General features: G+C 56.9%; 18 protein-coding genes, 1 pseudogene and 1 riboswitch. Of the genes and pseudogenes, 6 read left to right on the plus strand and 13 right to left on the minus strand.

All coding sequences use genetic code 11. The annotated features are described in order from the left end of the window. Positions 1-263: 263 nt before the first annotated feature. The 4 genes from ACFPDR_RS16315 to ACFPDR_RS16330 all read right to left on the minus strand — a co-directional run bounded on the left by ACFPDR_RS16315 (position 264) and on the right by ACFPDR_RS16330 (position 5755). A complete protein-coding gene (locus ACFPDR_RS16315) occupies positions 264-1697 on the minus strand; it encodes a hypothetical protein (RefSeq protein WP_239055540.1) in 1434 nt (477 codons plus the stop codon). A gap of 245 nt (positions 1698-1942) precedes the next feature. Beyond that, positions 1943-3865, minus strand: coding sequence for a PIG-L family deacetylase (locus ACFPDR_RS16320; RefSeq protein WP_082453572.1), 1923 nt, complete (start codon positions 3863-3865; stop codon positions 1943-1945). Positions 3866-4032: 167 nt separating this feature from the next. Continuing rightward, positions 4033-5196 (minus strand): NnrS family protein, encoded by a 1164-nt coding sequence (locus ACFPDR_RS16325; protein WP_257113357.1) that lies wholly within the window; start codon positions 5194-5196, stop codon positions 4033-4035. A 79-nt stretch (positions 5197-5275) separates the two neighbouring features. After that, positions 5276-5755, minus strand: coding sequence for a MarR family winged helix-turn-helix transcriptional regulator (locus ACFPDR_RS16330; RefSeq protein WP_035267922.1), 480 nt, complete (start codon positions 5753-5755; stop codon positions 5276-5278). A gap of 413 nt (positions 5756-6168) precedes the next feature. Here ACFPDR_RS16330 and ACFPDR_RS16335 point away from each other — a divergent pair, with 413 nt between their 5' ends. Both ACFPDR_RS16335 and ACFPDR_RS16340 read left to right on the plus strand, forming a co-directional pair. Further along, entirely contained in the window at positions 6169-7308 is a 1140-nt protein-coding gene (locus ACFPDR_RS16335) for an FAD-dependent monooxygenase (protein WP_060185883.1), read from the plus strand. A 268-nt stretch (positions 7309-7576) separates the two neighbouring features. After that, positions 7577-8893, plus strand: coding sequence for an MFS transporter (locus tag ACFPDR_RS16340; protein ID WP_060185882.1), 1317 nt, complete (start codon positions 7577-7579; stop codon positions 8891-8893). 141 nt (positions 8894-9034) lie between these two features. On the opposite strand, the gene ACFPDR_RS16345 is transcribed toward ACFPDR_RS16340, so the two are convergent. Both ACFPDR_RS16345 and ACFPDR_RS16350 read right to left on the minus strand, forming a co-directional pair. Then, positions 9035-9304, minus strand: a complete 270-nt coding sequence (locus tag ACFPDR_RS16345) for a hypothetical protein (RefSeq protein ID WP_035267915.1) — start codon at positions 9302-9304, stop codon at positions 9035-9037. Beyond that, positions 9301-10104, minus strand: coding sequence for a YggS family pyridoxal phosphate-dependent enzyme (locus ACFPDR_RS16350; RefSeq protein WP_009454526.1), 804 nt, complete (start codon positions 10102-10104; stop codon positions 9301-9303). Before ACFPDR_RS16350 ends, ACFPDR_RS16345 begins: the two co-directional genes overlap by 4 nt. Positions 10105-10181: 77 nt before the next feature. Between ACFPDR_RS16350 and ACFPDR_RS16355 the strand changes: the two genes are divergently transcribed. Further along, complete coding sequence (locus ACFPDR_RS16355; protein ID WP_035267913.1) at positions 10182-11489, plus strand: aminotransferase class I/II-fold pyridoxal phosphate-dependent enzyme; 1308 nt, start codon at positions 10182-10184, stop codon at positions 11487-11489. A 101-nt stretch (positions 11490-11590) separates the two neighbouring features. Here ACFPDR_RS16355 and ACFPDR_RS16360 read toward each other — a convergent pair whose 3' ends face one another. Continuing rightward, positions 11591-12460 carry a DMT family transporter gene (locus tag ACFPDR_RS16360; RefSeq protein ID WP_083053673.1) on the minus strand — a complete coding sequence of 290 codons (870 nt, stop codon included), beginning with the start codon at positions 12458-12460 and terminating at the stop codon, positions 11591-11593. 85 nt (positions 12461-12545) lie between these two features. Here ACFPDR_RS16360 and ACFPDR_RS16365 point away from each other — a divergent pair, with 85 nt between their 5' ends. The 3 genes and pseudogenes from ACFPDR_RS16365 to ACFPDR_RS16375 form a co-directional block, all read left to right on the plus strand. Continuing rightward, positions 12546-13055, plus strand: a complete 510-nt coding sequence (locus ACFPDR_RS16365; protein ID WP_376911496.1) for a MarR family winged helix-turn-helix transcriptional regulator — start codon at positions 12546-12548, stop codon at positions 13053-13055. Between the two features lie 39 nt (positions 13056-13094). After that, a complete protein-coding gene (locus ACFPDR_RS16370; protein WP_376911497.1) occupies positions 13095-14762 on the plus strand; it encodes a VRR-NUC domain-containing protein in 1668 nt (555 codons plus the stop codon). A 797-nt stretch (positions 14763-15559) separates the two neighbouring features. After that, positions 15560-16936, plus strand: a pseudogene (locus ACFPDR_RS16375) (ATP-dependent DNA helicase); the annotation flags it as partial. On the opposite strand, the gene ACFPDR_RS16380 reads toward ACFPDR_RS16375, so the two are convergent. The 6 genes from ACFPDR_RS16380 to ACFPDR_RS16405 all read right to left on the minus strand — a co-directional run bounded on the left by ACFPDR_RS16380 (position 16881) and on the right by ACFPDR_RS16405 (position 25850). Further along, positions 16881-18242, minus strand: coding sequence for a D-amino acid dehydrogenase (locus ACFPDR_RS16380; RefSeq protein ID WP_031232121.1), 1362 nt, complete (start codon positions 18240-18242; stop codon positions 16881-16883). The pseudogene ACFPDR_RS16375 and the gene ACFPDR_RS16380 overlap by 56 nt on opposite strands. A gap of 133 nt (positions 18243-18375) precedes the next feature. Continuing rightward, a riboswitch (glycine riboswitch) is annotated at positions 18376-18463 on the minus strand. 91 nt (positions 18464-18554) lie between these two features. Beyond that, on the minus strand, positions 18555-19625 hold the full coding sequence (locus ACFPDR_RS16385; protein WP_083053668.1) for an ABC transporter ATP-binding protein: 1071 nt from the start codon (positions 19623-19625) through the stop codon (positions 18555-18557). Further along, complete coding sequence (locus tag ACFPDR_RS16390; RefSeq protein ID WP_035267900.1) at positions 19622-21388, minus strand: ABC transporter permease; 1767 nt, start codon at positions 21386-21388, stop codon at positions 19622-19624. The genes ACFPDR_RS16385 and ACFPDR_RS16390 overlap by 4 nt, the downstream gene beginning before the upstream one ends. 71 nt (positions 21389-21459) lie before the next feature. Continuing rightward, positions 21460-22545 carry an ABC transporter substrate-binding protein gene (locus tag ACFPDR_RS16395; RefSeq protein ID WP_080747931.1) on the minus strand — a complete coding sequence of 362 codons (1086 nt, stop codon included), beginning with the start codon at positions 22543-22545 and terminating at the stop codon, positions 21460-21462. 93 nt (positions 22546-22638) lie between these two features. Continuing rightward, the gene (locus ACFPDR_RS16400) at positions 22639-25176 is read right to left on the minus strand and encodes an extracellular solute-binding protein (protein WP_376911498.1); all 2538 of its coding nucleotides are present in this window, start codon (positions 25174-25176) and stop codon (positions 22639-22641) included. Then, a complete protein-coding gene (locus tag ACFPDR_RS16405) occupies positions 25176-25850 on the minus strand; it encodes a response regulator transcription factor (protein WP_035267896.1) in 675 nt (224 codons plus the stop codon). Before ACFPDR_RS16405 ends, ACFPDR_RS16400 begins: the two co-directional genes overlap by 1 nt. Positions 25851-25912: the final 62 nt, after the last annotated feature.

Here is a 25912-nt window from a genome sequence, read left to right on the forward strand (position 1 = left end):
TAATGATAATGATTTGCATTTATATTATCAAGGTAATCCCAAAAGCAAATCGTAAGCAGATCAAACGTCAGGCAAAAAAGGAGGGGGAGCACTTCTTAAAGCCAATATCAGTGCGGCTTTGTGGGCAGGGTGAGCGTGCTTAGGTGTATACCCTGTAGCGTCAATATTCTTGTTTCAGATCAAGCCCCAGTTGGCTGCAGGACAAGAAAAAAGGCTGAAAGCCCGGGAGCTTTCAGCCTTGATTTCCGCTTGTCTGAACCGTCTTAACGACGTTTTACCGACAGCTCATATTCCATATCCTGGTCGTAACTACCCAAGGACATGGCTTTGACTTCGTATTCGCCCGCTTCCAGCTGGACTTCCAGACGTGCGTTCATGTCGCCGCCGCTATCATCGTCTTCAGCAACGGTTTGACCGTCTTTACGCAGCACCAGGTAGGTATCGAAGATAGGCGAGGTCATGTCAATGACGTAGCTGCCAGGTTGACGTACGGTCAACTGGTAGCTGTCGCTGGTGATGCCTTGCAGCATCAGAGCCTGGCGAGGCTCACCCACACGGATGGTTCCGCCGCCGGCATTGGCAGGGACTTCATCAGCCGAGGCGGACAGGGCAAACAGACCAGCCTGGTTGGAGCCAGAAATCTTCACCTGGTGTTCGCCTGCAGCCAGTACGCCGCGGACGCGTTGTTGGCCGGCTTCATCACCGTATTGGTTGGCACTGGTGGAGTCTACTTCCATCGTGGCCTGGAAGCCTTGGGCGTCCATTTGCACGGTGACCAGTTTGGGTTCGGACAAGGTGAAGCTGTAGGTTTGGGTTTCACCCGTGAACAGACCGGTTTTGCCATCGCCGTCCAGAGTCAGACTGTCGCCGTTTTTCAGCTCGATCTCGCCGGTCATTTCTTCGGGCTTGATCTCCAGCGAGAAGCCGCCCTGGAAGTTTTGTGCGCCCATGGCCGAGCTGGCCTGAACAATGTACTCACCGGCTTTCAGGTACACCTGCAAGCGTGCATCGGTACCGCCACCGCTGTCATCGTCCGAGGCCAATTCCATGCCGCGACGATCCATCAGCTTCAGATAGGCGTCCATGCTGTTTTGCTCGGCCTTCATGGCCAGGCTGTACAAGCCGTCCTTGTCGATATTCAAGCGGTAACGCTTCTGGCCGCCCAGTGCCCAGTCATGAATGGTCTGGTCTTGAGTCAAAGGCTCGCCGGTGTAGGCTTTCAGGGTATCGACGACGACCTGGAACGGACCGTAGGAACTGGTGTTGAAGCCGCTGACAACCACTTGGTAGGTGTCGTTGAAATCCGCCTTGAAGCCCAGTGTGGTGGCCTGGCCTTTGGTTTCGCTATCGGGGCAGTCTTCGCAGCGCTGAGTACGAGTGACCAGTTCGCCGTTGCGCAGCACGCTGATTTGCGGGCGCAGGGGGCCACTTACGCTGATCTTGATGATCTGGCCGGCTTCAGCCTTCACATCAAACAGGCTGCTGCGTACGCCATCGCTCAGGTTCAAGAAGCTCTTGCTGGTCAATTCGCCGGAGACGGATTGGCCCAATACCAGGGTTTGAGCAGCACCTATGCTGCTGGGGGCGCTGCTGACCGGGCCGCTGGCCGGTACGGGTACGTTTTTGGCGTAATAAATCGCGCCACCGGCGCCGATGACGACGCCCAACAGGGCTGCAAATAAGGTAGTTGGCTTCATGATCTCTGAAGAGTAGCTAAAAGAGTAAGGCACCGATAAGCCGGCAGCCGTTAGCGGGCGATTGTACTGGAGCTGAGAGAGCCAGCGCACACTGTTGCAACAAGATACTACGATATGGCCCTGGATTCCGGGTTTATGGTTGGGGCTTGGATCAATAACTGGATTCGTTTCCTGGCCCGGCTTTGTCTTGAAAGCCCGGCGCATGCCTGCGTACTTTGTTACGTTTTAAGCGGATGCTTCGCTCCTCAAGGCTGCACATAGTCTTGGCTGATGAAGGCAGGGGCCTCGCTAAAGGACTGTCCACCTCCTGGTGGTGGAGCCTGGGTCAGTGCTACTTGCACCCATTTGCCGTGACGGCGTTCCAATAATCGATAGCGCTGCTCGGGACCAATCGGACGACTGGCCAGGTAAAGGGTGCCGTTTTGTTTGTACAGAACGGGCTGGGACGCGGATTGCTTGTCCACTTCCTGTTCCTGCTCTTGATCAAGCAGCACAATGGCACCACCCGGACTCTTTTGAATCGCCACAACAACCTGTTCTTTTTCGCCCAGGCTAAGAGCGGGCGTGCCTACGTAGTTCAAACCCAGATCTTGCGGATGAGACCAGCGCTGCTGGCTGTCTTGGCTCAGGCGCTGCAAGTGCTGGCTCTGGCGATCGCGCATATACAGCTCAATCTGACCTTGCGCATTCAGGATAGAAGCCAGTCCGCCGCTGATGGGAGGGACCGGAATCGCTTGCCAGGCCTGCCATTTCGAATCATTTTGCTGAGAGGTCTGGAAAAGCTGGCCTTGCAGATTGCTGGCAAAGACATGGGTGCGTCCCTGTTTATCCAGGCTTAGAGTGGCGGGGTAGGCGGCCTGATCCAGTGCAGGGAGGGCTTTCCAGGCACTCCAGCCGTAATCAGGCTGGCGGGCGGCGCTCCAGTAAAAGCGGCCATCGGTGCCCATGGCCAAGGCCTGGCTGTCACGGCGGCTGACCATCGGTGTGTGCAGTACGCGTGGGCCGGGTATTTTTTGCCAGGCGAGCCAGTCGTCCTCATCGGGGGCACGGCTGAACCAGACTTGCCCGCTTGCATCGCGTGCAAACAGGCCGGGGCTGCCGTCTGCATACTGGAAGGCGTTCAAGGCATCCGCTGTGCGTCCGCCCAGGGTGGTCCAGCGCTGTTCTTGCACATCCCATTGATTGATGGCGTCGTTTTGTTCACCCGAGACGAAAAAGCTGAGCCTGCCTTCCTTGTCACTTAACAGGCTGGCCGGATAGTCGGCACGGCTGGTGTAGTAACTACGTTGTACCCAGGCGGCGGCAGGACCAGCGGGTTCCTGGCACACAGCGGGGCCTTTGCAGGCGTGTTGATCATGCCAGGCGTAGCGCCGGAAAATCTCGGTTTTGCTGTGAATTTCATTCAAGGTCAGATTGCGGGCCTGTTCTTGAATCGGGTAGTCCACATAGCCAATTTGCGCGTAATTGCCGGGGGCGGCCAGCATGGCTTCCCGAACCAGTCGGGCGCTGGCGATATGGTCCGGGTGCCCGTGTCCGCTACAACGCCAGCACAGCTGGGTGTAAGGCACGGGATTGGTGTCATCCAGATAGCGAACGCTGGTAGGCCGATACAGTCGTATCAAGGCCGCCAGCGTTTGAACCAGCTGCTCGCGGTTCAATGTTTGTTGAGGACTATCCAGTGTTTGTACGGTTTGGCCGGGTACGGATTCTGCACGGCTCAAGGGAGTCAGGCTTCCCCAGCCGGGGCCCAGCCAAGGGTCTTGCAGACGCAAATGACTAAGCTGAATGCCTGGCCTGGCTCGCAAGGTAAATTGCGCGATCGAGGCACTGCCGACCATCAAGCGGGTTTGCTGCCATTCATTGACCAGCCCGGCCATATAGGCATAGGCGGCGCGCACACCTTGCTCGCGGCTATACATATATTCCAGCCCGCCTTTGCGTTCACTGGCGGTCAGATACAGAACCTGCATGCAGCCACCTGCCTGGATATTGCTGGACAGGTCCGGGTTCATGAACAGCAGATCGTCATCCATATGGCCCACGACGACCAGATCCCGGCTGCCGTGACAAGCGTCGGCGGCCTGGGCAGAAAACGACAAGAGCAAAGCACACAGTCCGCCAAGCAGCCTGTGTTTCAGGGAAGGACCAGCCGAAAAGGCGAGATACATGAGGATGAGAGCGCGGAAAAAACAAGGATCAGAACGATCCGTCCCGCGTTGCTTGCAGAGGGTGCAAGCAACGTGCCTGCTTAGTATAAGCAGGCACGGTCAGGCAGAAAATAAAGATAAACGGTGCCAGGGACTTTGCTTTTTAAAGTGTGGCGCCGACGCTGCGATCAGTTCAATCTGGGGCGAATCAACATGGGGGCAAACTGATGCAGGTAATTGAGCATGGCCAGAATCCAGCATAGGCCAGCCGCATGCAGCAAGGGCAGGCTCCAACTGCTTGGGATCAGGGCCAGCAAGCGCAAGACGCAGGCGGCAATCAGGAAACCGTAACCCAGCACCACTTTGGGTGTGGCACGCAAGGGGCGGCCTAAATGACCCAGGGCAGTACGGGTCAGCATGCCAATAATCATCACGCTGAAACCTGCCAGACCCACAATATGTACCGGCCAGGCTGCGCGCAGAATCCAGCCTGCTTCATATGCCGCAGCACTTAATAGACCCAGTGCCAGACCGGCATAGCCCAGGTACAGAATCCACAGCAGTGGCGTATTGCGGCTGGCCCAGGGTTTCCAGCGTACCCACTGGAAGCAGGCGATCAAGCCCAAAGCAGCCAGAACCAGGGCTAATGACAAACGCCAGGGGCTCAGCGACAAGGCAATGGCGATGGCACTCAAGCCCATTTGCCAATGGCCGCTACGAGTTTGAGCAGGCAGGCTCAGGCCCGGCAAGGCGCGCATGGCAAAGAAGGGGATGATGCGACGGGCAATCAGCAAGGTGATCAAGCCCATGGTCCAGAAGCCACTGTAGAAGTAGGGCATGGGGTCTTGCCCTTGCATCAGGCTGTACATGAACAGCGCATGGCTAAGACCCAAAGCCAGCATGGCTAGCGGAATACCGTAATTGCGCTTGTTGCGGGCGATCAGGATGACGCGCCCCAGTTCAGCTGCGGCAATGGCAAAAAAGAGGGCATCGAGCAGCAATGCCGCCATCATGCCATGGGGAAGTAGCAGGCTGAAGCGCGCCAGAATCCAGATCAGACACAAGGCCCCTAAAGAGGGGCCACGCAAGGTGGGTTGCCCCGTCCAGGTGGCGCTGGCAGTCAGCAAAAATCCCACGGCAATGGTGCCGATAAAGGCCCAGAGCATTTCATGGGCGTGCCAGTACAGGGAAGGGATGGCCGCATTGGCCAGCCATCCGGGCGTATAGAGCCAGAGCGCAATGCTGGCAGCGCCCCAAAGCGTGGCTAAAAGATAGAGGGGACGAAATCCCAGTTCCAGGAATGCGCGCCATTCTGGGCGGGTAGAGGCGGGGGAGGCAGTCAAAGGAGTCATGGCAGATCAGTTATAAGATGTATTTTAAATATATCTTAAAGGCCGAATAAAACATAGTCTCTTCAAGTGATGTTCAGCCTTATTCTTTGTCGCTCATATCCAGGGTGCTGTCTATCATTTTGCGCAGAAGATAGACGATGGCCACGCGTTCTGCGGGGTTCAGATTGCCCATGGTCAGTTCGCTGATGGTATGGGCGCGAGGGATGACACGATCGAGCAGGTTCAGCCCTTCCTGGGTCAGCTCCACAATGACCTTGCGTCTGTCGTCCTTGTCCGGTGCCAGTTCAATCAGGTTGCGTGATTTCAGGCGCTGAATAATGCCCCGTATGGTGGCCTGGTCGACCGCCGTCGCTTCGACCAGCTCGGTTTGCGAGCTGGGTCCATGGTCGCGCAGAGCGCAGAGCGTCACGAACTGAATCGCAGTTAGTTGGCTGTCGCCCACGTAATGCTGAAAGATGGCCGTATGCCGCTGGCCCGCCTTGCGCAGCAGGTGGCCGATTTGTTCGGTGACATCGTAGGACAAGGTTTGAGGCTCAGAAACGGGGGAGGTAGGCTGCATAGTCTTTCTGTCTTGTTGTGGAATGGGCAGGCCAGTTAAAGAACAACTGAGCAAGTATACCTTCCCGAGGATCGGTTCACGTCTGATCCAGATCAGTTATTTCGCGTTTAAAGTATCTGTTATTTCAGGGTGTGCACCGCAATAAATGAGTCTACACACTGTTAAATCGGAAAATTAAATAAATTTGAAGTCTGGATATTCAAGGCTCGTTTTTGTTTTTGATTTTTTAATTAACTTGTTGATATTGTTGTTTTAATGGCTTGTTTAAAGCTTCTTTATAGGCTGTTTAAATCCCCTTTGGATAGGTATAAACCCTAGCTCAATCACCTGTTTTCATGCTTAAACTTAGTGTGTACACTACTAAAAAACATGTGGTGAGCACTTTTGATGAGTGCCGTGATTTGGAGCTAACGATGGAAAAAACAGTCAAGATTGCGATTGTAGGGGCCGGTCTTGGCGGAGCCGCTGCGGCGACTCTGTTGCAGCAAGCTGGCTTTGAGGTAGAAGTATTTGAGCAGGCGCCAGAATTCTCGCGTTTGGGTGCCGGTATCCACGTGGGCCCCAACGTGATGAAGATCTTCCGCCGCATGGGTCTGGAAAAAGCGCTGGACGATATGGGTTCGCACCCGGATTTCTGGTTCAGCCGTGATGGCGAAACGGGTGACTACCTGTCCCGTATCCCTTTGGGTGAATTTGCCAAGAAAGAATACGGTGCGTCGTACATCACCGTGCACCGTGGCGATATGCACGCTTTGCAAATTGACAGCATCAAGCCGGGCACCGTGCACTTTGGCAAGCGTTTGCAAAATCTGGTGGACCGTGGTGACGACGTTTTGCTGGAATTTGCCGATGGCACCAGCGTAACGGCTGACATTGTGATTGGTGCCGATGGCATCCACTCCAAGATCCGTGAAACCCTGCTGGGTGTAGAAGACCCGATTTACAGCGGCTGGGTGGCACACCGTGCCCTGATCCGTGGCGAAAAACTGGCCCGCTTTGCCGACGAGTTCGAGGACTGTGTGAAATGGTGGACAGACGACCGTCACATGATGGTGTACTACACCACTGGCAAACGTGATGAATACTATTTTGTGACTGGCGTGCCACATCCTGCCTGGGATTTTCAGGGTGCTTACGTAGACAGCTCGCAAGAAGAGATGCTGGCCGCATTTGAAGGCTATCATTCCACGGTTCAGAATCTGATCAAATCGACTGAAAGCATTACCAAGTGGCCATTGCGTAACCGTAATCCGTTGCCTTTGTGGAGCCGTGGTCGTTTGGTCATGTTGGGCGATGCATGTCACCCCATGAAGCCACACATGGCTCAAGGTGCTTGCATGGCGATTGAAGATGCCGCCATGTTGACGCGCTGCTTGCAAGAGACCGGCTTGTCGGATTTCCGTACGGCTTTCGATCTGTACGAGCTCAACCGCAAAGAGCGTGCGACTCGTGTTCAGTCTGTCTCCAACGCCAATACCTTCTTGCGCACGCAAGAAGATCCGGCCTGGGTTTACGGCTACGACCTGTACGGTCAGGACCTGAAGTCCAGCTAAGCAGTGCACGGTGCTGAGTCCGGGAGCGATCCGGGCTCAGCGCATCAATCTGATCGGGTCCCGCTGTGTCTGGCCTGCCTTTATAGATAAAGCAGGCATGTCCAGTCGGGAGTCACCGTTGATACATCATTCTTCATCTGTAAACGGTCTGCAGCCCAATGGGGGGAATGCGGACGCGTTCAGGGCCCTGCTGTGTTCTGTCAGGCGCTGTTCTTAGGCAGTTTTCTGGTTCACCAGGCATACCAATAATTATCTGGAGATATACAAGGTGCATTCATCCATCCAAAGTCCCACGGCTGTGCCTGCAGGTCGGGACGGAAACGGAGATCTCTATAAGAAGATCGTCTGGCGTCTGATCCCCTTTCTGTGCTTTTGTTATTTGGCTGCTTATCTGGACCGCATCAACGTGGGTTTTGCCAAGCTGCAGATGCTCGATCATTTGCAGTGGAGTGAAACGGCCTACGGTCTGGGTGCTGGCCTGTTCTTTCTGGGCTACATCCTGTTTGAGGTACCTAGCAACCTGATTCTGGAACGTGTGGGTGCCAAGCTGTGGATTGCCCGCATCATGATCACCTGGGGTCTGCTCTCTGGCCTGACCATGTTTGTCACCTCGCCGACGCAGTTCTACATTCTGCGTTTTGTGCTGGGTGCGGCAGAAGCCGGTTTCCTGCCAGGTGTGTTGTATTACCTGACCCTTTGGTTTCCTACTTACCGACGCGGCAAGATCATTGCCTTGTTCATGATTGGCCTGCCTTTGTCCAGCGTGATTGGTGGTCCTTTGTCCGGCTGGATTATTGGTCACTTTGATCACATGAACGGTTGGCGTGGTTGGCAGTGGCTGTTCCTTTTGGAGGCGATTCCTAGCGTGCTGCTCGGTTTCCTGACTTTCTGGGCCTTGCCAAACAACTATCAGTCTGCGAAATGGCTGAGTAATGATGAAAAATCTCGTCTGGCTGCTGACCTGGCTGCCGACGATGCCGAAGGCAAGGGCGTCAAGCACAGCTTTAAAGATGGTTTCTTCAACCTGAAAGTGTGGATGCTGGGCGGGATCGACTTCTCCATTCTATTGGGTACCTACTCCATCAGCTTCTGGATGCCGTCCTTTATCCGTGCGGCAGGTGTGCAGGATCCTTTCCAGATTGGCTTGATGACGGCGATTCCATCGCTGGCCGGTGTGGTGGGCATGCTGATGATTGGTGCCAGCTCGGACCGTTGCCGTGAACGCCGTTGGCACTTGATCGTGCCGCTGACTATCGGTGCGGTTGCGCTGGTTGCCAGTACCTTTGTGGCTCATCATGCCTGGTTGACCGTTCTGGCCTTTACCGTGGCTTCGGCTGTGATTATGGGTGCTGTGCCTGTGTTCTTCAGCTTGCCAGCGACGTTCCTGAAAGGCACTGCCGCAGCGACCGGTTTTGCTCTGGCTTGCTCGCTGGCCAATATCGCCGGTCTGGTCAGTAACTCTCTGATTGGTTGGGTGACCGATCTGACAGGTTCGGGCAGCGCCGCTCTGTGGCTGTTTGCCGGTAGCTTGATGGTGAGCTGCTTGTTGGCATTCGCCTTGCCAGCCAAACAGGTGAACCGCTAAGTCTCCGTTCGCTCCTGTTGTCTGAAACACAAAAAACATACCCGGCGAATAGCCGGGTATGTTTTTTTATGGTTGCGGCGTCTTGGGTACGCCGCTTTGCCGAATCAGGGTAGCAGGCTTATGGCCGGGTACCGATCAGATTCAGGCAGTAACTTTGCTGCCTTGCTGTAACCAGGCTTGCAAATCAACGGTTTCGTACAGAACCTGTGCGCTGAGCACGCGCAAGCCATGCGGTCCGCTATCCAGAATGCGGTGTTCGCCTTTGGCTTGTTGCAGTTCCAGTTCGCTGTCAGGCAGCGTCATCAGGTGGCGAGCCACGGTAATCAACTGCTCGGGCGGGCAGCAGGGGCTGGACTCAAAGTGTCCGATTTCTTTACCGTTTTGGCGGATGATCAGGCGTAGTGGATTCATGATGTTGTTGCCGTATCGGAGACGGGCCAGTAAAAGTTATTGGGCGTGGCGCGAGCACCAAAAATGGCTTGTCCAACGCGCACAATCGTGGAGCCTTCGGAAATAGCGACTTCATAGTCACCCGACATACCCATGGACAGCTCACGGATGTTTTCCGCGTGGGCAATGTCATTGCGCAATTGATCGCGCAAATTGCGCAGCAGGGCAAAACAAGGCCGTACCCGTTCCGGGTCAGCGTCCATCAAGGCCAAGGTCATCAGGCCTTTGACTTTCAAAGCAGAAAACTGTGGTAATTCGCGCACAAAAGCATGGACTTCTTCCGGGGGTAAACCGAACTTGCTGTCCTCGTTGGAGGTGTTTACCTGCACGAAAACGTCCAGACTGCGGCCTTCAATTTGCAAGCGGCGGTCCAGGGCTTCTGCGGTCTTGAGCTTGTCCAGTGCATGAAATTCAGAAGCAAAGCGTGCAACGGACTTGGCTTTATTGCTTTGCAGGTGTCCAATAACAGCCCATTCCAAATCCGGTAGTTCTTCGCGCAGGGCTTCGTACTTGCCTTCGGCCTCTTGCACCTTGTTCTCGCCCAGCAGGCGACAACCGGCCTGGTAAGCCAGGCGGATGCGGTCAATTCCGAAGGTTTTGCTGACGGTGAGCAAACGTACATCGCCAGCGGCACGCCCGTAGCGCACGCAGGCGGCATCAATTCTTTGTTGTACCAGGGCAATGCGTTCCCGAAATGCCTCTACACTGGTGGAGGTGGGATAATGCTCGGTGTGAAGTAGATCAGGGGCGGATTCGGACATGGCGCACCAGTAAGGAAGAAAAAAAAGATAAACTCGACCCTGCGGGTCGCGCATAAACTATTATGTCATAGGTCAAAATGAATATCCAGGGAAGCAATGCGAAGGAACTTTTCGATGATATCCGACAGCAAGTGGCACTGGGGCGAATCGCTCCGGGCCAGATTTTGCCGCCGGTACGCGAACTGGCTCAAACACTGGGCTTGAACCGCAATACGGTTGCCCTGGCATACAAGCGCCTGGTCTCCGCCGGGGTGGCCGATGCACAAGGCCGTCGCGGTACACGGATTCGTGAAGCGATCCGGGAGCTGGCGCGGGAAGGGCATGGGGCCAGCTCGGCCTTGCAGGATCTGGCCAGTGGCAATCCGGCGCCGGGCTATTTGCCTGCACCTACCCAATTGATAGCTGGGGTGCGCGGTCAAACCCAGGCTTTGTACGGCGCCGACCCGTTGGTGCCCGAATTGCGCGCCGTATGTCAGCAGGTGTTCCATAAAGACACCCCCCCCGATACCGATTACCACGTCAGTTACGGCGCAGTCGACGCGATCGAGCGCTTGCTGCAAGCCTTTTTGCTGGCGGGCGATAAGGTCGGGATTGAAGATCCCGGCTACCTGAACAGCATCAACTCCGTGCATACGCTGGGCTACAAGCCAGTGGGTATTGCTGTTGATAGCGAAGGGATTGTGCCGGCCTCGCTGGAGGCGGCTTTGGAAGATGGTCTGCGCGCCTTGATTCTGACCCCGCGTGCGCACAACCCTACGGGATGTTCGCTAAGCCGTGCCCGTGCCAAGCAGATCGAGCAAATTCTGAAGCAGTATCCCGAATTGTTGCTGATGATTGATGACCACTTCTGGATGCTGGCCAGCAGCCCTTATCGAAATGTGATTCCTGCCGATCATTTGCGCTGGGCCTTGATCCGTTCCGTGTCCAAGGGCCTGGGCCCGGATTTGCGCGTGGCTCTGGTCGCGTCAGACCTGCAAACCAGCGAGCGCTTGTCGCAACGTCTGGCTTCGGGGGCTCAGTGGGTCAGCCATCTGTTGCAGCAAATGGTGGTTCATGGGCTGACCGATGCCGACATCAAGGCGCAGACTCGTGTTGCACAAGCCGCTTACGTACAGGCTCGCATCGATCTGATGCAAGCCCTGAAAAAGCAGGGCATTCCTTTTTGGGATAGCGAGGAAGGCTTCAATCTGTGGATTCCGCTGGATCGGGAAGCCGAGCCGGTACTGGCAGGCTTGGCCGCACGTGGCTGGCTGGTTCGATCCGGCCAAGTCTTTGGGGTGAGCAACCCCGCTCAAGGCTTGCGTGTCAGTTTTGCGAATCTGAATGCCAAAGACGCTCAACGCTTTGCAACCGATTTAGCTCAAGTTCTGCAAGAACGCTATTAGTCACTATCTTGCTGCTTCTAGCGGAGTAGCAAGATAGTGAACTCTCTTACGCGCCCATCCAGATAGTTAATAGGGGCGCTATTTTTATGGGCGCGAGATGCTTATTTGGCGGGACGATTGCTGATCCACTGCACCGCCAGCACACTGCCCATCACCAGAATAATGCCCAGCAGGCTGGAGCCTGTCATGGCCTGACCCAAAATCAGCCACCCCAGAATTACAGCGGTCAAAGGGCTAAGCAGACCCAGCGAAGACACGGCCACAGAGGGTAAAACGGCAATCCCGCGGAACCACAGGGTATAGGCCAGGAGTGCACCGACCAGACACAGGTAGAGATAGCCACCGATTTGCACGCCGCTCAAGGAACTGTCCAGCGGTGGGTCCAGCCACAAGGCCAGAGGGGCCAGCATCAGTCCACCCAGCATCAACTGCCAGGCCGTGAAGGCCAGAATGGGCATGCCACTGCGCCAGCGATGCGACAGGTACGTGCCCAAGGCCATGCATAGGGCCCCGACAATGGCCGCGACCATGCCCCAGGTATCCCATTGGCTCTCTGGCGATAGCAGCAAAATACCCATGCCGATAATACCGATCACGCAGGCGACCAGGGCCATGGTCACCGGACGTTTGCCTTCCAAAGCCCAGGCCAGGCCAATCACCACCAAGGGTTGAGCCGCACCCACAACGGCAGCCAATCCACCCGGCAGGCGGTAGGCCGCAACGAATAGCAAGGCTTGAAATGCCCCGATGTTCAAGGCCGCCAGAATCAGGGTCTTGCCCCAGTCGCCTGGGGCAGGCATGCGTCGACTCCACAAGAGCAGCATCACGCCAGCGGGAAAGCAGCGCAAAAAGGCCGCGATAAAAGGGCGGTCGGGGGGCAGAATTTCTGTGGTCACAATGTAAGTGGAACCCCAGATGGCGGGGCCTAGTGCGGTCAAGGCCGTCACCAGCCAAAGGGAAAGTCGGTTCATGATGAAAGTATCTTGATGTCGAGATAAATGCCAGTGTAGGGATGATTTATCTTAATATCAAGATAAATATCGAAATCGAGAAATCATGAGCACAGAACACGACGCGGTAGACCTGATCATCAATCAATGGCGCGAGCAGCGGCCAGACTTGCAGAATCTGGACGCCATGGCTTTGCTGGGCCGAATGACACGCTGTTTTCAACTGGTCCAAAAACAAATGAGTGAAAACTTCAGGCGTCACGGCCTGCAGTTGGGCGAGTTTGATGTACTGGCCAGTCTGCGCCGCTCCGGCCCGCCGTATACCTTGGCGCCTACCGCCTTGTTTTCCACCTTGATGGTTAGCTCCGGCACCATGACGCATCGCTTGCAGGGTCTGGAAAAGCAGGGCTTGATCGAACGTATTGCTGACCCGGAAGATGCACGCCGTATTCTGGTGCGTTTGAGCCCTGCGGGCCTGGCCTGTGTGGATGCGGTCGTGGTGGATCATTTGGCCAATGAAGAAAATTTGTTGGAAGGGCTGGATGCCACGCAGCGCCAGAATCTGAATACCTTGTTACGCGACTGGATGCGTTTGTTGGAGTCGCGCTCAGCTTGAAGGAATGCTAAAGTAGCTGGATATATACACAGCCTGCTTATGATTCCGCCCGAGCTTCCTCCTTTTTATTATCTGCACAATTTCCACCAGGTTTTGCAGTGGGTACAGCACGCCAGTTCCGACCTGCTGGAGCCTGAACACGTCCAATGTGGCCATCGTTTTGGACATGCTTCCCAGCCTGCGCAAGCCTTGCTGGTACGCTTGCTGATGCGTAAAGGCCCGGTGTTCCGTATCGACAAGCTGCGTTATGCCGAGATCGAAAATTTGGAAGAGGCAGTGCAAGAGCTGGCGGCTTGCGAGCTGATAGAAACCGATCCTGAACTGGATCTGGAAACGTTGTTTGCTGTCCATACCGTTCCCGAGCTGCGCCGCTTGTTCAGCGAGCTGCCAGCCACCGGGCGCAAGTCAGACTATCTGGAATGGATTGGCCAGACGCAGGGCGAACAGGCCCGGCCTTTTACGCAGTGGTGTGCAGATCCCGGCCTGCAAGCCCCGACGCTTCGTCTCTCACCACAAGTCATGCATTGGGCGCAGCGTTTGCAACTGCTGTTCTTTGGCAATCATTACCAGGACTGGTCCGAGTTCGTGCTCAGCGATCTTGGCTTGTATAGATACGAAACTGTGATTCTGGATCAGTCTAGTCGGGCGTTTCGACATAATGAGGACGTGCGCCTGTATGAAGCCTTGTCCGAGCTGCGTGATGCGCAAGACGAGGCCGATCCAGATCTGTGGGCCCAACGTTTTGCCGCTGTTCAGGCTGTTGAGACCGACAGTGATTGGCTTCAACGACGCAAGGCGAAAACCCTGTTTCAGCTAGGCCAGCAAGCCGAGCGCCAACATTGGTGGCCGTTGGCCGAGCAGGCCTATGGGCAGACTAACTGGCCGGGCGCCCGTTACCGTCAATTGCGGGTGCTGGAGCGTCAGGACAAGCATCAAGGGGCCTGGTCCTTGTTTTGTCAGGCGTGGGAGCAGCCCGAAAATGAGAGTGAAACCCAGAAGCTGCTGCGTATGCTGCCCCGGCTGCGTCGCAAACTGGCGGTAGAAGCTCCGCCCAGCTCGCCATCCACTAAGCCCACAAGCCGCACGCAGCGTAGTGATCTGGTTTTGTTTGATGACGGCAATCGGGTCGAATCCCAGGTGTTGGCCCATTGGGATAGTCCCTTGGCTCCGGTTTTTTACGTAGAAAACGCCTTGTTTCCGGCCTTACTGGGATTGTTGAGCTGGGATGCCATTTTCGCTCCCTTGCCCGGCGCATTTTTTCACCCTTATCAAGCCTGTCCGGCCGATTGGGGGAACCCGGACTTTGTGTCGCGCAGGCAAAACTTGTTTGATCAATCTTTAAGTGTGCTGGATGGCGCAGACTATAAAACCGTGATCTGGCAACGCTGGCAGCAAAAGCGCGGCATACAGTGTCCCTTGCTGATCTGGCCAGCCTTGAACGAATCCTTGATCGATCAGGCCTTGCATTGCATCCCCGCCCAGCATTTGCAGCTGGTGTTCAAGCGTATCTTGCAGGATTGGCGGGACAACCGTTCCGGTTTGCCGGATTTGGTGCGCTTCATGCCCGCCCAGCAAAGCTATGAATTGATTGAGGTAAAAGGCCCCGGAGACCGCTTGCAAGACAACCAGCGGCGTTGGTTAAGTTATTTCGAGCAACATGCCATCCCTGCGCGTGTTTGCTATGTGACCCGGCCTGAATCGCCATGAAAGCCTGGACGGTAGGTGTACGAGCCTTATGCGAATTTACTGTACGTAGCGGGGATCTGGACCTGCGCTTTACGCCTGCGACCACAGCACAGGAAGGTATCCTTGGCCACCAGCAGCTAAAGCTGCGTCGCCCCGAGCACTATGAAGCCGAAGTGCCCCTGTCGTACGAGATGGAAGGACTGCTGGTGCGTGGTCGAGCCGATGGGTTTGATCCTGTCAGCAACTGCCTGGAGGAGCTGAAAACCTATCGTGGGACCTTTGATGCTATCCCCGAGCACCATAGACGTCTGCATCAGGCACAAGCCAAGGTCTATGCCGCCATCTTGTGCCAGGAGCGTGATTTGCCGGGGATGACGGTTAGCGTGGTGTATTACCACGTGGATAAGCACAAAGAGACCAGCATCTCCGAGTATATGGAGCGCGCAGCGCTGTGGGCCTTTTTCGAGGAGCAATGCCGCGCTTATGTAGAGTGGGGGCGGCAGGAGCAAAAACACAGGCTGGCGCGCGATCAAGCTTGTACAGCGTTGCAGTTTCCCTATGAACAATTTCGTGCCGGTCAGCGACAGCTAGCCGTGGCCGCGTTCCGGGCCCAACGTGACGCACAGTGCCTCTTAGCCCAAGCGCCCACCGGTATTGGCAAAACCTTGGCCGTCGTATTTCCAGGCCTGAAGGCCATGCCAGAGGCGGGTTTGGACAAGCTGTTTTATCTGACGGCCAAGAACTCCGGTCGGCAAATGGCGCTGGACGCCTTGCAGCGCTTAAGCCCGGAAGGCGAGGGTGCGTGGCGGGTGCTGGAAATGGTGGCCCGTGACAAGCAGTGCCCCCATCCGGATAAGGCCTGTCATGGTCAGTCCTGTCCTTTGGCCGAAGGTTTTTACGATCGCCTTCCCGCTGCTCGTCAGCAAGCTCTGGAACAACCCATGCTGACTAGCCAGCGCTTGCAGCAAGTGGCTAGCGAGCATCAGGTCTGCCCCTATTATTTGAGCCAGGAAATGCTGCGTTGGGCAGACGCTATTGTGGGCGACTACAACTACTTTTTCGACACGCATGCGGTGCTGTATAGCCAGACCCTGGCCCAGCAATGGCGCAGCGCTGTTCTGGTGGACGAGGCTCACAATCTGGTTGAACGAGCCCGTTCCATGTATTCCGCGTCTTTCTCGCAAGTGCAGTTGCGCATGGCGCGTAAAGCCTCGCCTTCGGCCTTGAAGCGTCATTTCGCCCCCTTGACTCGCTTGATGGAGGACTTGATACCCGAGGAAGGCGGCGACCAATGGGGGCTGGAAAAGATCCCGGAGGATCTGCTGGAGCAGTGCGACTATCTGGCGGCCCGTTTAGGGGCTTATGTGGCCGAGAATCCCATGCCGCAAGACAGCCCCTTGCTGCAGTTCTATTTCGAGCTGCTGTACTTTGTGGACCTGGCCGGCCAGTTCGGCTCGCATTCCTTATTCGATATTTTGGCGCAGCGCGATGGCGTGCTCCTGAACTTGCGCAATATCGTGCCTGCTCCGTTTCTGGCCGAACGCTATGGCGATGCGCACGGTGTGGTGCTGTTCTCCGGCACCATGAACCCTTCGCAGTTTTATCGTGATGTCTTGGGTCTGCCGCCCAGCACAGCAGAGTTGAACGTGGCATCTCCTTATCGGGCTGAGCAGTTGCGGGTACGTCAATATGCCGGTCTGTCCACGCGCTATGCCGACCGGGCCCAGAGCCTGAGCGGCGTTTGCGATATTGTCGGGCAGGCGTATCAGGAGCAGCCGGGCAACTATCTCTTGTTTTTGAGCAGCTTTGATTATCTGCACCAGGTCAGTCAGGCCTTGCAGGAGCGCTGGCCGGATATGCCGCTTTGGCATCAGCAACCGGGCATGAGCGATCTGCAAAGAACGCAGTTTCTGGACCGCTTCACGCTGGATGGGAAGGGAGTGGGTTTAGCGGTGCTGGGTGGGGCGTTTTCAGAAGGGGTGGATTTACCCGGTAAACGCTTGATCGGTGCTTTTATTGCCACCCTGGGTTTGCCGCAGTTCAATCCGGCCAATGAGTCCGTCAAACAAGTCATGGCCCGGCTCTTTGGGGAGCGGCGGGCCTATGACTATACCTATCTGTATCCGGGACTACGTAAGATTACACAGGCCGCGGGTCGTGTGATTCGCGATGAACAGGATCAAGGCTTTGTGTATCTGCTGGACGAGCGCTATGGGCAGCGGCGGGTGCAGCAGTTGCTGCCGGACTGGTGGCAAATTGAGCAGGTGCGGACTGACGCTCGTTCTGGGCAATCACTTCGGTAATGATTTGGGCGGTGGCGGCTGACAGTGTCCAGCCCAGGTGACCGTGGCCGGTGTTGTAGTACACGCCAGGGCGGCTGCCTGCTTTTACGCGCGGCATCATGTCCGGCATCATGGGGCGCAAGCCAGCCCACGGTACAACACGGTCGGTCGCCGCGTCGTGGAAGTTGCGACGGGTCCAGTTGGTCAGCGGGGCGATACGGTCGGCGCGAATGTCCTTGTTGGCGCCGTTGTATTCCGCCGTACCGGCCACACGCAGGCGGTCCTTGCCCAGACGGCTGGTCACAATCTTGGCTTCTTCGTCCAGCAAACTGACCCAAGGGGCGGCATGTTGGGCTTCCGGCGTATCCAGGTACACGGAGATCGAATAGCCTTTGACCGGGTAGATGTTGATGTAGTCGCCCAGCATATGGGCCAAGTGACGGCTACCTACGCCAGCGCAAACTACCAAGGAGTCCACAGACAGTGTATGGGTGTGGGCTTCAGCGCCTTCACCGGTACGCAACTGGATGCGATGTGGTGGGCCGCAATCAATACCCAGGACTTCTGTATCTTGCAGAAATTTCACGCCGCGCTTGGCGCAGGCATCGGCCAAGCCGCGTGTGTATTTATGAATATCCCCTGTGGCGTCCGAAGGCGTAAAGAAACCGCCGTAGTAGGTGCCTTGCAGAGCAGGTTCGATCTGGTGGATTTCTTCGTTGGTGACCGTGCGGCGTTCCAAGCCGCCTTTGTGCAGCAGCTGGCTGACTTTTTTGCCGGACTCAAAGCCGCCGGGGGTGTGGTAGATGTGCAGAATGCCGCGCTGTTCCAGGTCGAAATCAATGTTTTCGTCCTTGGCCCACTGGTACAGATTCTCGCGGGCGCTGATGGCCAGCTTGACGGTGTCCACGGTGTTGCGCTCGTAACCGGAAATCGCGCCCACAAATTGCGCCATCCAGCTGTATTTATGCCAGCTTGGTTTGGGGTTGAACAGCAGTGGGGCGTCTTTGCGCATCATCCACTTCAAGCCCTTGAGAATGGTGCTGCGGCTGTTCCAGACTTCGGCGTTGCACGCAGACAGCTGTCCGCCGTTGGCGAAGGAGGTTTCCATCGCGGGGTAGCGCAGGCGGTCGATAACGGTAACTTGATAGCCTTTCAGGCTGAGGGCGTAGGCGGTGGTGATTCCGGAAATACCGGCGCCAATGACGGCAATATGCGACATAACAGGCTCCTGACAGGTGAATTACCACCGAGTAGTGGCAATACCCCATCTGTCCTGTGACCTGAGAGTTTATCCAACCTGTGTGTCTGGCTGGGCTCCTTCGGTGGGCGTCAAACGCCGCTCTCCAGAGTGTCGGGCTGGTACGATCCTTTTGCCTGAGAGATTCCGGGGTGGTTGCTCCGTCGGCGCCTGACTGAACAGGTCTCTTTCATACCGCCTGTAGTGACGCGACTACAGTAGCTGTGCTTACAAAAGTTTGCAATCAGGGTAAACCGGGAGCCGCTGGGGGCAACTCCCGGTTTGGGCTGGGGATCAGGAGGGGTAAATCCACAGTTTGGAGGGTGGCAATTGCAGGTGATGCACACCACTGGGCAGGGGCTCGGGCCCGAAAGCACGCAAGGTGCCGGCAGACGGGTCGGCCATGCGGAAAACGTGCTCCCACTTGTCGCCCAGGTACATGCTGGTGGACAGTTGTAGTTGCAGCGTATCGGGGCCGGGTTGTGCATTCAACTGCACTTGTTCGACACGAATCACGGCGGTGGCTTGCTGGCCAGCGTTCAGGGGAGCGGCGGCATGGCCCCACAATTCCCAGCCGGGCCCACTTAGGCGAATTTGCTGGTCACGTTGTTCCGTCACCTTGCCTTGCAGACGGTTGTTCGAGCCCATGAACTCGGCGGTGTACAGCGTCTTTGGATTGCTGTAGACCTCTTGCGGGCTACCTTGCTGCTCGATTTCACCACCGTTCAGCAGCAAGATTCGGTCCGAAATCGCCATGGCTTCCGCCTGGTCATGGGTCACCATCAAAGCCGACAAACCCATCTGCACAATCAGCTCGCGCAGGAAGACGCGGGCTTCTTCGCGCAGCTTGGCATCCAGGTTGGACAGCGGCTCGTCCAGCAAGATCACAGGAGGGTTATAGACCAGAGCACGCGCAATGGCGACACGTTGTTGTTGCCCGCCAGACAGCTGGCTGGGGTAGCGTTCGCCCAGACCTTTCAAGCCCAGCTGATCCAGAATGGCGTCCACTTTCTGGCGGCTTTCCGCTTTGGGTGTCTTGCGCAGCGTCAAAGGGTAAGCGACGTTCTCCTGCACCGTCATGTGTGGCCACAAGGCGTAAGATTGGAACACCAGGCCCAGATTGCGGGCTTCGGCGGGCAGGTCGATACGGGCCTGCGAGTCGTACAGCACGTCATTATTGATGGCGATGCGGCCCTGGGATGGTTGTTCCAGCCCGGCAACGGCGCGCAGCAAGGTGGTTTTGCCGCTGCCCGAGGCACCCAGCAGGGAAACCACTTCGCCTTTGTTCAGGCTCATGGAGACCCCTTTCAAAACGGGGTTGCGGTCGTAGGCCAGGTGGATATTGTCTACAGTCAGCTCGGTCATCGTAGTTTCACTCCGAAGCGCAATGCGATGGTCAGGCCAATGACCACCAGAACGATATTAATAAAAGACAGGGCAGCCACAATGTCGATGGCACCGGTGGCCCACAGGGAAACCAGCATGGAGCCAATGGTTTCCGTACCCGGCGTCAGCAAGTACACGCCGGTGGAGTATTCCCGCTCGAAAATCAGGAACATCAGTAACCAGGAGCCAATCAGGCCGAATTTCGCCAAAGGCAGGGTGATCTGGCGTGTGACCTGACCGGGGCGGGCACCCGTACTGCGGGCCGCTTCTTCCAGTTCAGGACCTACTTGCAGCAGAGTAGAGGAGATCAGGCGCAAGCCATAGGCCATCCAAACCACGCTATAGGCCAGCCACACACTGAAGATGGTGCTGCGCAGGGCACGCATGGGACCGACGACCGAGCCTCGCAGCCATTCCGCCATGGGCAATACCGACAACCAGCCGTTTTCCAGGGACTGGTCCAGCCACATGGGCACGAACAGGAACATCCACAAGAAGGCCAGACCGGCCAGCAGACCGGGCACCGCACGTGGCACCAGTACGCTGTAGTCCAGGAAGCGGGTGATACCGTCTGGCTTGCGGTGCATGGCCAAACCGATAAAGGTGTAGCAGATCACTGCCAAGGCACCCCCAAACACACCAATCGCGATCGAGTTCAGAATGGCGCGCAGCAGGTTGGCTTGCCCAAAGACTTGTCTGAATGCATCCAGAGAAAGCACGTCCATCAGCGACACCCCAATGCCCCAGTTGGACACAAAGGCACGCAGCACCACGCCGACAACCGGCACGATCACGGTAAAGAACAGCCACAGTGCAACCAGTGTGGCGGCAGCCCAGCGCCAGCGGCCCAGTGGCAGCGAGCGAGCTTGGGAAGCCTTGCCCTTGACGGTTACAAAGCGGTTGGCGGTACGCATCAGACGGCGTTGCAGCATCACCAGAGGAATGGTCATGGCGATCAGAATTACGGCAACCGCGGCCATCAGGTGATAGGACGGGATGCCCAGCTTGTTGGTCAGCTTGTACAAGTAGGTGGCCAGGACCAGGTGGCCCTCGGGATCACCCAGCACCAGAACCAGACCAAACACTTCCAGGCCCAGGAAAAACAGCAGTACGCAGGCATAGAGAATGGCCGGGCGAACCATGGGCAGGCTGACCGAGCGCATTACTTGCCAAGGGCTGGCACCGGCACTACGGGCGGCTTCTTCCACGTCCGAACCCATGCTGCGCAGGGCGGAGGAAATGTACAGGTAGGCGTGTGGAACGTGGGTCAGACCGGCAATGATGACAATGCTGGTGAAGGAATAAATGTTCCAGGGCACAAAACCGATCAGGTCCAGCGTCCAGGTGGAGAAAAATCCGACAGGCCCGGCGGCAACAATGTAGCCAAAGCCCAGCACCATGGGAGAGACAAAAATGGGGACCAGAATCAGCGGTTCAATCCAGGTACGACCCGGCAAATCGGTACGCACCATCAGGAAAGCAAGAATGCCACCTAAAGGAATCGAGATACCGGCCAGGCCAAAGGCCATGATGAAACCGCTACCCAGGGCTTTGTAAAAGTCCGGGTCGTCGAAAATAAAACGGAAGGCATCCAGCCCCAGAGACTTGTCAGCCGCGAAGAAAGGGGCGGATAGCAGGCTTTGGATGATGATCAGGCTAAGCGGCACATAAATGGCCAATGCCGTTATCAGAACAACGACATGGCGCGGCCAGGCCTGCCACCGAAGGCGTAAGGCTTGCATGATAAGGATTCCAGGCGGAAAAGAGGCGGGGTGGCGGCAGGGGCCGCCACCCGATTCAAAGACGAAGCGTCTCACTTATTGGCGGCAGCGCGCCATTGCTTGATGAAGTCCAGACGTTCCTTTTGTTTCAGGAAGTCCAGCAGGGACGAATCCACCGGGATGGGGGTCAGTTCCACACCCGCCAGTTTCTTGGTCAGGCCGTCCACGTCGTTATCGCCTTCCACGTCAGAGCGAATCGAAGCCAGTTCCGATTTGTTGGCCAGGATGTCCTGACCGTCTTTGGACAGCATGTAGTCCAGGAAGACACGGGCAGCGTTGGGGTTTTGTGCCTTGTTGCTGATGAAGGCCACGCGCGACAGAACCAGGGTGTAGTCCGAGGGGTACACAATGCCGATGGCTTTATCCTTGGCGGCGCGGGTTTCCGCATACGAACCGAGCAAGTTGTAGCCAATCAGGTTTTCACCCGAGCTGACGCGCTCCATCATGGTGCCGGTGGACGATTGCAGAACCAGATTGGCCGAGCCTACGCCCTTGATGAAATCCCAGTAGCTGTCGCCTTTCTTGCTGTCCTGAGCGGCCAGCATATAGCCCACAGCGGATTTCTCGATGTCGTAGGTGGTGACCTTGTTGCGGAAACGGTCCTTATCGCTTTCGACCAATTTAGCCAGTTCGGCGTGGGTCTTGGGCACTTCCTCGGGTTTGATCAAACGGTTGTTGTAGATGAACACCGTAGGCTCGTAGGTGGTGCCAAATGCCTTGTTTTCCCAAACGGCCCAGCTGGGCAGGGAGGGAATTTCAGGGGAGGCGTAGCTGGCGGCGTAGTCCGTGGCCAGGCGCATGGCTGAATCCATGGACGAACTCCAGACCACGTCACCACTATTGCTGCCCGAGGCTTGTTCGCTGATGTAGCGGTTGTACAGCTCGGTGCTGTTCATGTCGTGGTATTCGACTTTGATCTTGGGGTTGGCCGCTTCAAAGGCGGAAATCAGCGGAGCGGCTGCCTTGGTATCGGTCGTTGAGTAGACGATGACCTTGCCTTCTTTTTCGGCGGCTTGCGCTTGATCGCCTTGTGCCCAGGCCGCTTGACCGGCAAGCATGCTGGCACTGAGTGACAGGGCTAGCAGGCTAAGGCGGCTAGGGATGGTGAATGCTGACATTCGAGTCTCCTTGGTTTGGAGTCCCGTCATGATGCGGGACTTTTTTAGGATCAATGTCATTCCATTGTGTTGACACTAGCTGTCAGCATCCTGTCACTGCTGATAGGGAACATCCCCTAGTCCGGTGGGCGTGTCCGTGACCAGACGCCGCCAGTTTTGTAGAAAGCGCTGGCGTCGAGTGGGGTCCAGACCCACCAGCAAGGAAGGGTTCAGGATAAGTGGTTGAACGATTCCAATTGATTGATTTGAAACGGGTTTTGTAAACCAGCTGCCGGTTTCGATGGCATTGAGCGGGCCTAATCCAGCCGGACCCGCGATGGTTTGCTGTCCGCGGGGCGAGAGCAAATAATCGATAAAAGTGGCGGCCAAATCCGGTCGACGAGCCTGTTTGTGAATCAGGGCGCTGCGGGTAAACACCGAGACGTAATCGCTGGGAACGACGATGGCAATGTCCGAACCGGCTTGTTGACGGGCTCGGGCATAAGAGCCCAGCACGTTGTAGGCCACATCCAGAGTGCCATTGTCCAGATCGTCCAGAATGGCGCCGGTATTGGCATACAAGCGGGTGCCGACACGCCCCAGGGCATTGGCCATCCCCCAGAAGGTGGAGGAGGTGCGTTCGTCGTAGAGCGCAAACAGATAGCCCACGCCACTGATCTGGATGTCGTAGGTGCCGACGCGTCCCATCAAGCTGCCGCTATTGCGCTCCAGCAGTCGGAGCAGGGCCTCGCGGGAGGCGGGTAAATCGGGCGGTAAACGGGACGGGGCGTAGGCGATGACAGCCGGTTCCAGTGTGAAGCCGAACACCTCATTGCGCCAGCGTGCCCAGTTGGGCATGGCATTGGTCAGGCTGGACGAGTAGGGGCGAGCGTAGCCATCGTTAGCCAGCTTCACCTGCAAGTCCGAGGCCGAGCTGATCAGCAAATCCGTGTCAGGCAGGCTGCCTTCCGTGGTATGCCGATACAGGGCCGTGGAGTCCATTTCGTGGTAGAGAATGCTGACCTGAGGCTGGATTTGCTGGAAGTCGTGGACCAGCACTTCAAACAGCTCCGTATCGGTAGGACCCGCGATCACCAGCAAAGGCTGATCGTCTGTTTTTTGCTTGGGAGCAAGCGCCGGGTACTCATGACTGCGTATACCCATATCAGGCCGTGCGATTTTGTCCTGGGCATGAGTGGTATCGGGGTTTGCAAGCAGGCCCGTCAATGCCAAGGCCAGAATCGCCAGCGTCTGTGGCAGGGTGTTTGCAGGTTTGGGACCTTGGATCAGCGCCGGGATTTCGATGCGGACCGTCAGCCCTTGCGGCGAGTGATCACGCAAGAGCAGGGTTCCCTGATGCGCTTGCACTACTGTGCGCACGATCGACAGCCCCAAGCCCGAGCCTGGTCTACCTTGACTGCTGGGGCCGCGCTGAAAGCGCTCCAGCAAGCGGGTTTTGTCCTCGTCGCTGATGCCGGGGCCCAGGTCAGAAACATCAAATACCACCAAGCCACTGGGCCGGGTATAGATGCGTACCGAAATGTGCTCCTCGCTGTAGAGCATGGCGTTGTCGATCACGTTGCGCAGCATTTCTCGCAGTGAAACGTGGTCGCCCAAGACCTGGGCACGCCGCGCCGAAGGAGTAATGTGGACTTGCAGCCGATGCGCACGGTCCGGGTCCACACGCCCTTGGATTTCCTGAATCAGTGGGGGCACGTCCAGGGGGCGCATGGTGCTGCGATCCAGACGATGGCTGACCGTGGCATCCATCAGCAATTGGTTCAGCAAATGGGTAGCATGGGTGGTGTTGTTCAGAATCCGTTGCAGACGCGGGCGTACGGCCTCCGAGCCGGGCTGATCCATGGCTAGCTGGGTTTGCAGGTGCACGGCCGCCAAAGGCGTGCGAATCTGATGGGCCGCATCGGCGACCAGATTGTTCAGGGTGCCTACCGCGGTTTGCAGACGCTGCATGAAGGCATTCAGAGTGTCGACCAGGCGGCGAATTTCCTTGGGTACTGGCGTGTCTATGGGCTGCAGGTTGTCGTGAGAGCGTTCCCTTAGCGCGGTCTCCAATTCCGCCAAGGGGGCGAAGGCACGGCGTATTCCCAGACTGGTAATCATCAGTGCCAGCAAAATCAAGCCCGTTAGCGACAAGGTACTGCGGCCCAGCAGCTCGTCGGCCAGCGCCTGCCGGGTTCCCAAGGTTTCGGCCACGCGTATGGTGATCCAGCCCCGGCCCAATGAGTGCTCACCTGTCAGCAAGCGTCCGATCGTGGCGACCCGCACGGGCGTGTCGTGATAGCTGATCGTGTCATAACGGGGTTCAGAACTGTTGGCGGGTGGGAGGGCCTCTCCCAAGTCCGGGTAGCCGGAAATCAGCCCACTGGTGGAGCGCACACTGTAAAAAATGTGCTCCTGTTCGGGCAGCATGGCCATGGCCGAGTAGGGCAGTTCCAGGGAGAGCTCGCCTTCATCAATTTGAATAGCGTTGGCAATGGTCAGGGCGGCGGCTTTCAGAAGCCGGTCATAAGCGGAATCGGCAGCGCGCTGGGCGTATTGGCGTGACGCCAGACCCAGGGCCAAAAGGGCGGCGGCCAATAGACACACCGCCAGCGCCAGCACACGCTGCTGGATGGATAGGGCGCGGCGCATTAGCTGACATCGCCCAGGCTAGCCATGTAGCCGGTGCCACGCACCGTGTCGATGCGAATGGCAATATCGCTAAGCTTGCGCCGCAGACGGGAGACATGCAGCTCTACGGCATTGGGACTGGAGTCTTCATCAAAGTTGAACAGTTGCATCATCAGCCGTTCCTTGGTGACGACTTGCCCGGCACGACTCAGGAGCAATTCCAGCAGGCAGAATTCGCGCTGGCCGAACTCCACGGTTTGATCCCGGCTATTGATGCGCCGCGCCGCGATATCAATACTGACGTGTCCCAACTGCCAGATTTCTGCTTGCGTGGTAGCGGGGCGACGCATCAGGGCGCGCAGCCGTGCTTCCAGCTCGCGCAGATCAAACGGTTTGACCAGATAATCGTCCGCCCCCAGGTCCAGCATGGAAACACGGTCCTCGATTTCTGAGCGAGCCGTCATGACCAGTACGGGCAAGCTGGGCGTTTGCCGCCGTAGATGCCGCAAAATACTGAAGCCGTCCTGATCGGGCAGCATGATGTCCAAGAGCAGGACGTCCCAATTATCCATTTCCAGATAGCGCAGGGCCTGCTCGCCATTCATGACCCACTCCACGCTATGACCGCCTGCGCTGAGCCGGCTGGCGATGGCCTCTCCCAAATCCTCATTGTCCTCGACCATGAGTAATCGCATATTGCCTCCATCGGATGGGCTCCTGCATGTTGAGGTGCCTCTTGATTTGATTTTTTTATTCT

The sequence above is a fragment of the Alcaligenes sp. GCM10023179 genome, assembly GCF_042653705.1.
GTDB classification, from domain to species: Bacteria; Pseudomonadota; Gammaproteobacteria; order Burkholderiales; family Burkholderiaceae_B; genus Alcaligenes; species Alcaligenes phenolicus.

Excerpts from the sequence above, each read along its gene's own strand:
- ACFPDR_RS16405 (WP_035267896.1), bottom strand. The coding sequence starts at position 25,850 with ATGCGATTACTCATGGTCGAGGACAATGAGGATTTGGGAGAGGCCATC.
- ACFPDR_RS16335 (WP_060185883.1), top strand. The coding sequence starts at position 6,169 with ATGGAAAAAACAGTCAAGATTGCGATTGTAGGGGCCGGTCTTGGCGGA.
- ACFPDR_RS16385 (WP_083053668.1), bottom strand. The coding sequence starts at position 19,625 with ATGACCGAGCTGACTGTAGACAATATCCACCTGGCCTACGACCGCAAC.
- ACFPDR_RS16365 (WP_376911496.1), top strand. The coding sequence starts at position 12,546 with ATGAGCACAGAACACGACGCGGTAGACCTGATCATCAATCAATGGCGC.
- ACFPDR_RS16370 (WP_376911497.1), top strand. The coding sequence starts at position 13,095 with ATGATTCCGCCCGAGCTTCCTCCTTTTTATTATCTGCACAATTTCCAC.
- ACFPDR_RS16395 (WP_080747931.1), bottom strand. The coding sequence starts at position 22,545 with ATGTCAGCATTCACCATCCCTAGCCGCCTTAGCCTGCTAGCCCTGTCA.
- ACFPDR_RS16355 (WP_035267913.1), top strand. The coding sequence starts at position 10,182 with ATGAATATCCAGGGAAGCAATGCGAAGGAACTTTTCGATGATATCCGA.
- ACFPDR_RS16390 (WP_035267900.1), bottom strand. The coding sequence starts at position 21,388 with ATGCAAGCCTTACGCCTTCGGTGGCAGGCCTGGCCGCGCCATGTCGTT.
- ACFPDR_RS16325 (WP_257113357.1), bottom strand. The coding sequence starts at position 5,196 with ATGACTCCTTTGACTGCCTCCCCCGCCTCTACCCGCCCAGAATGGCGC.
- ACFPDR_RS16320 (WP_082453572.1), bottom strand. The coding sequence starts at position 3,865 with ATGTATCTCGCCTTTTCGGCTGGTCCTTCCCTGAAACACAGGCTGCTT.
- ACFPDR_RS16380 (WP_031232121.1), bottom strand. The coding sequence starts at position 18,242 with ATGTCGCATATTGCCGTCATTGGCGCCGGTATTTCCGGAATCACCACC.
- ACFPDR_RS16345 (WP_035267915.1), bottom strand. The coding sequence starts at position 9,304 with ATGAATCCACTACGCCTGATCATCCGCCAAAACGGTAAAGAAATCGGA.
- ACFPDR_RS16330 (WP_035267922.1), bottom strand. The coding sequence starts at position 5,755 with ATGCAGCCTACCTCCCCCGTTTCTGAGCCTCAAACCTTGTCCTACGAT.
- ACFPDR_RS16360 (WP_083053673.1), bottom strand. The coding sequence starts at position 12,460 with ATGAACCGACTTTCCCTTTGGCTGGTGACGGCCTTGACCGCACTAGGC.
- ACFPDR_RS16400 (WP_376911498.1), bottom strand. The coding sequence starts at position 25,176 with ATGCGCCGCGCCCTATCCATCCAGCAGCGTGTGCTGGCGCTGGCGGTG.
- ACFPDR_RS16350 (WP_009454526.1), bottom strand. The coding sequence starts at position 10,104 with ATGTCCGAATCCGCCCCTGATCTACTTCACACCGAGCATTATCCCACC.
- ACFPDR_RS16315 (WP_239055540.1), bottom strand. The coding sequence starts at position 1,697 with ATGAAGCCAACTACCTTATTTGCAGCCCTGTTGGGCGTCGTCATCGGC.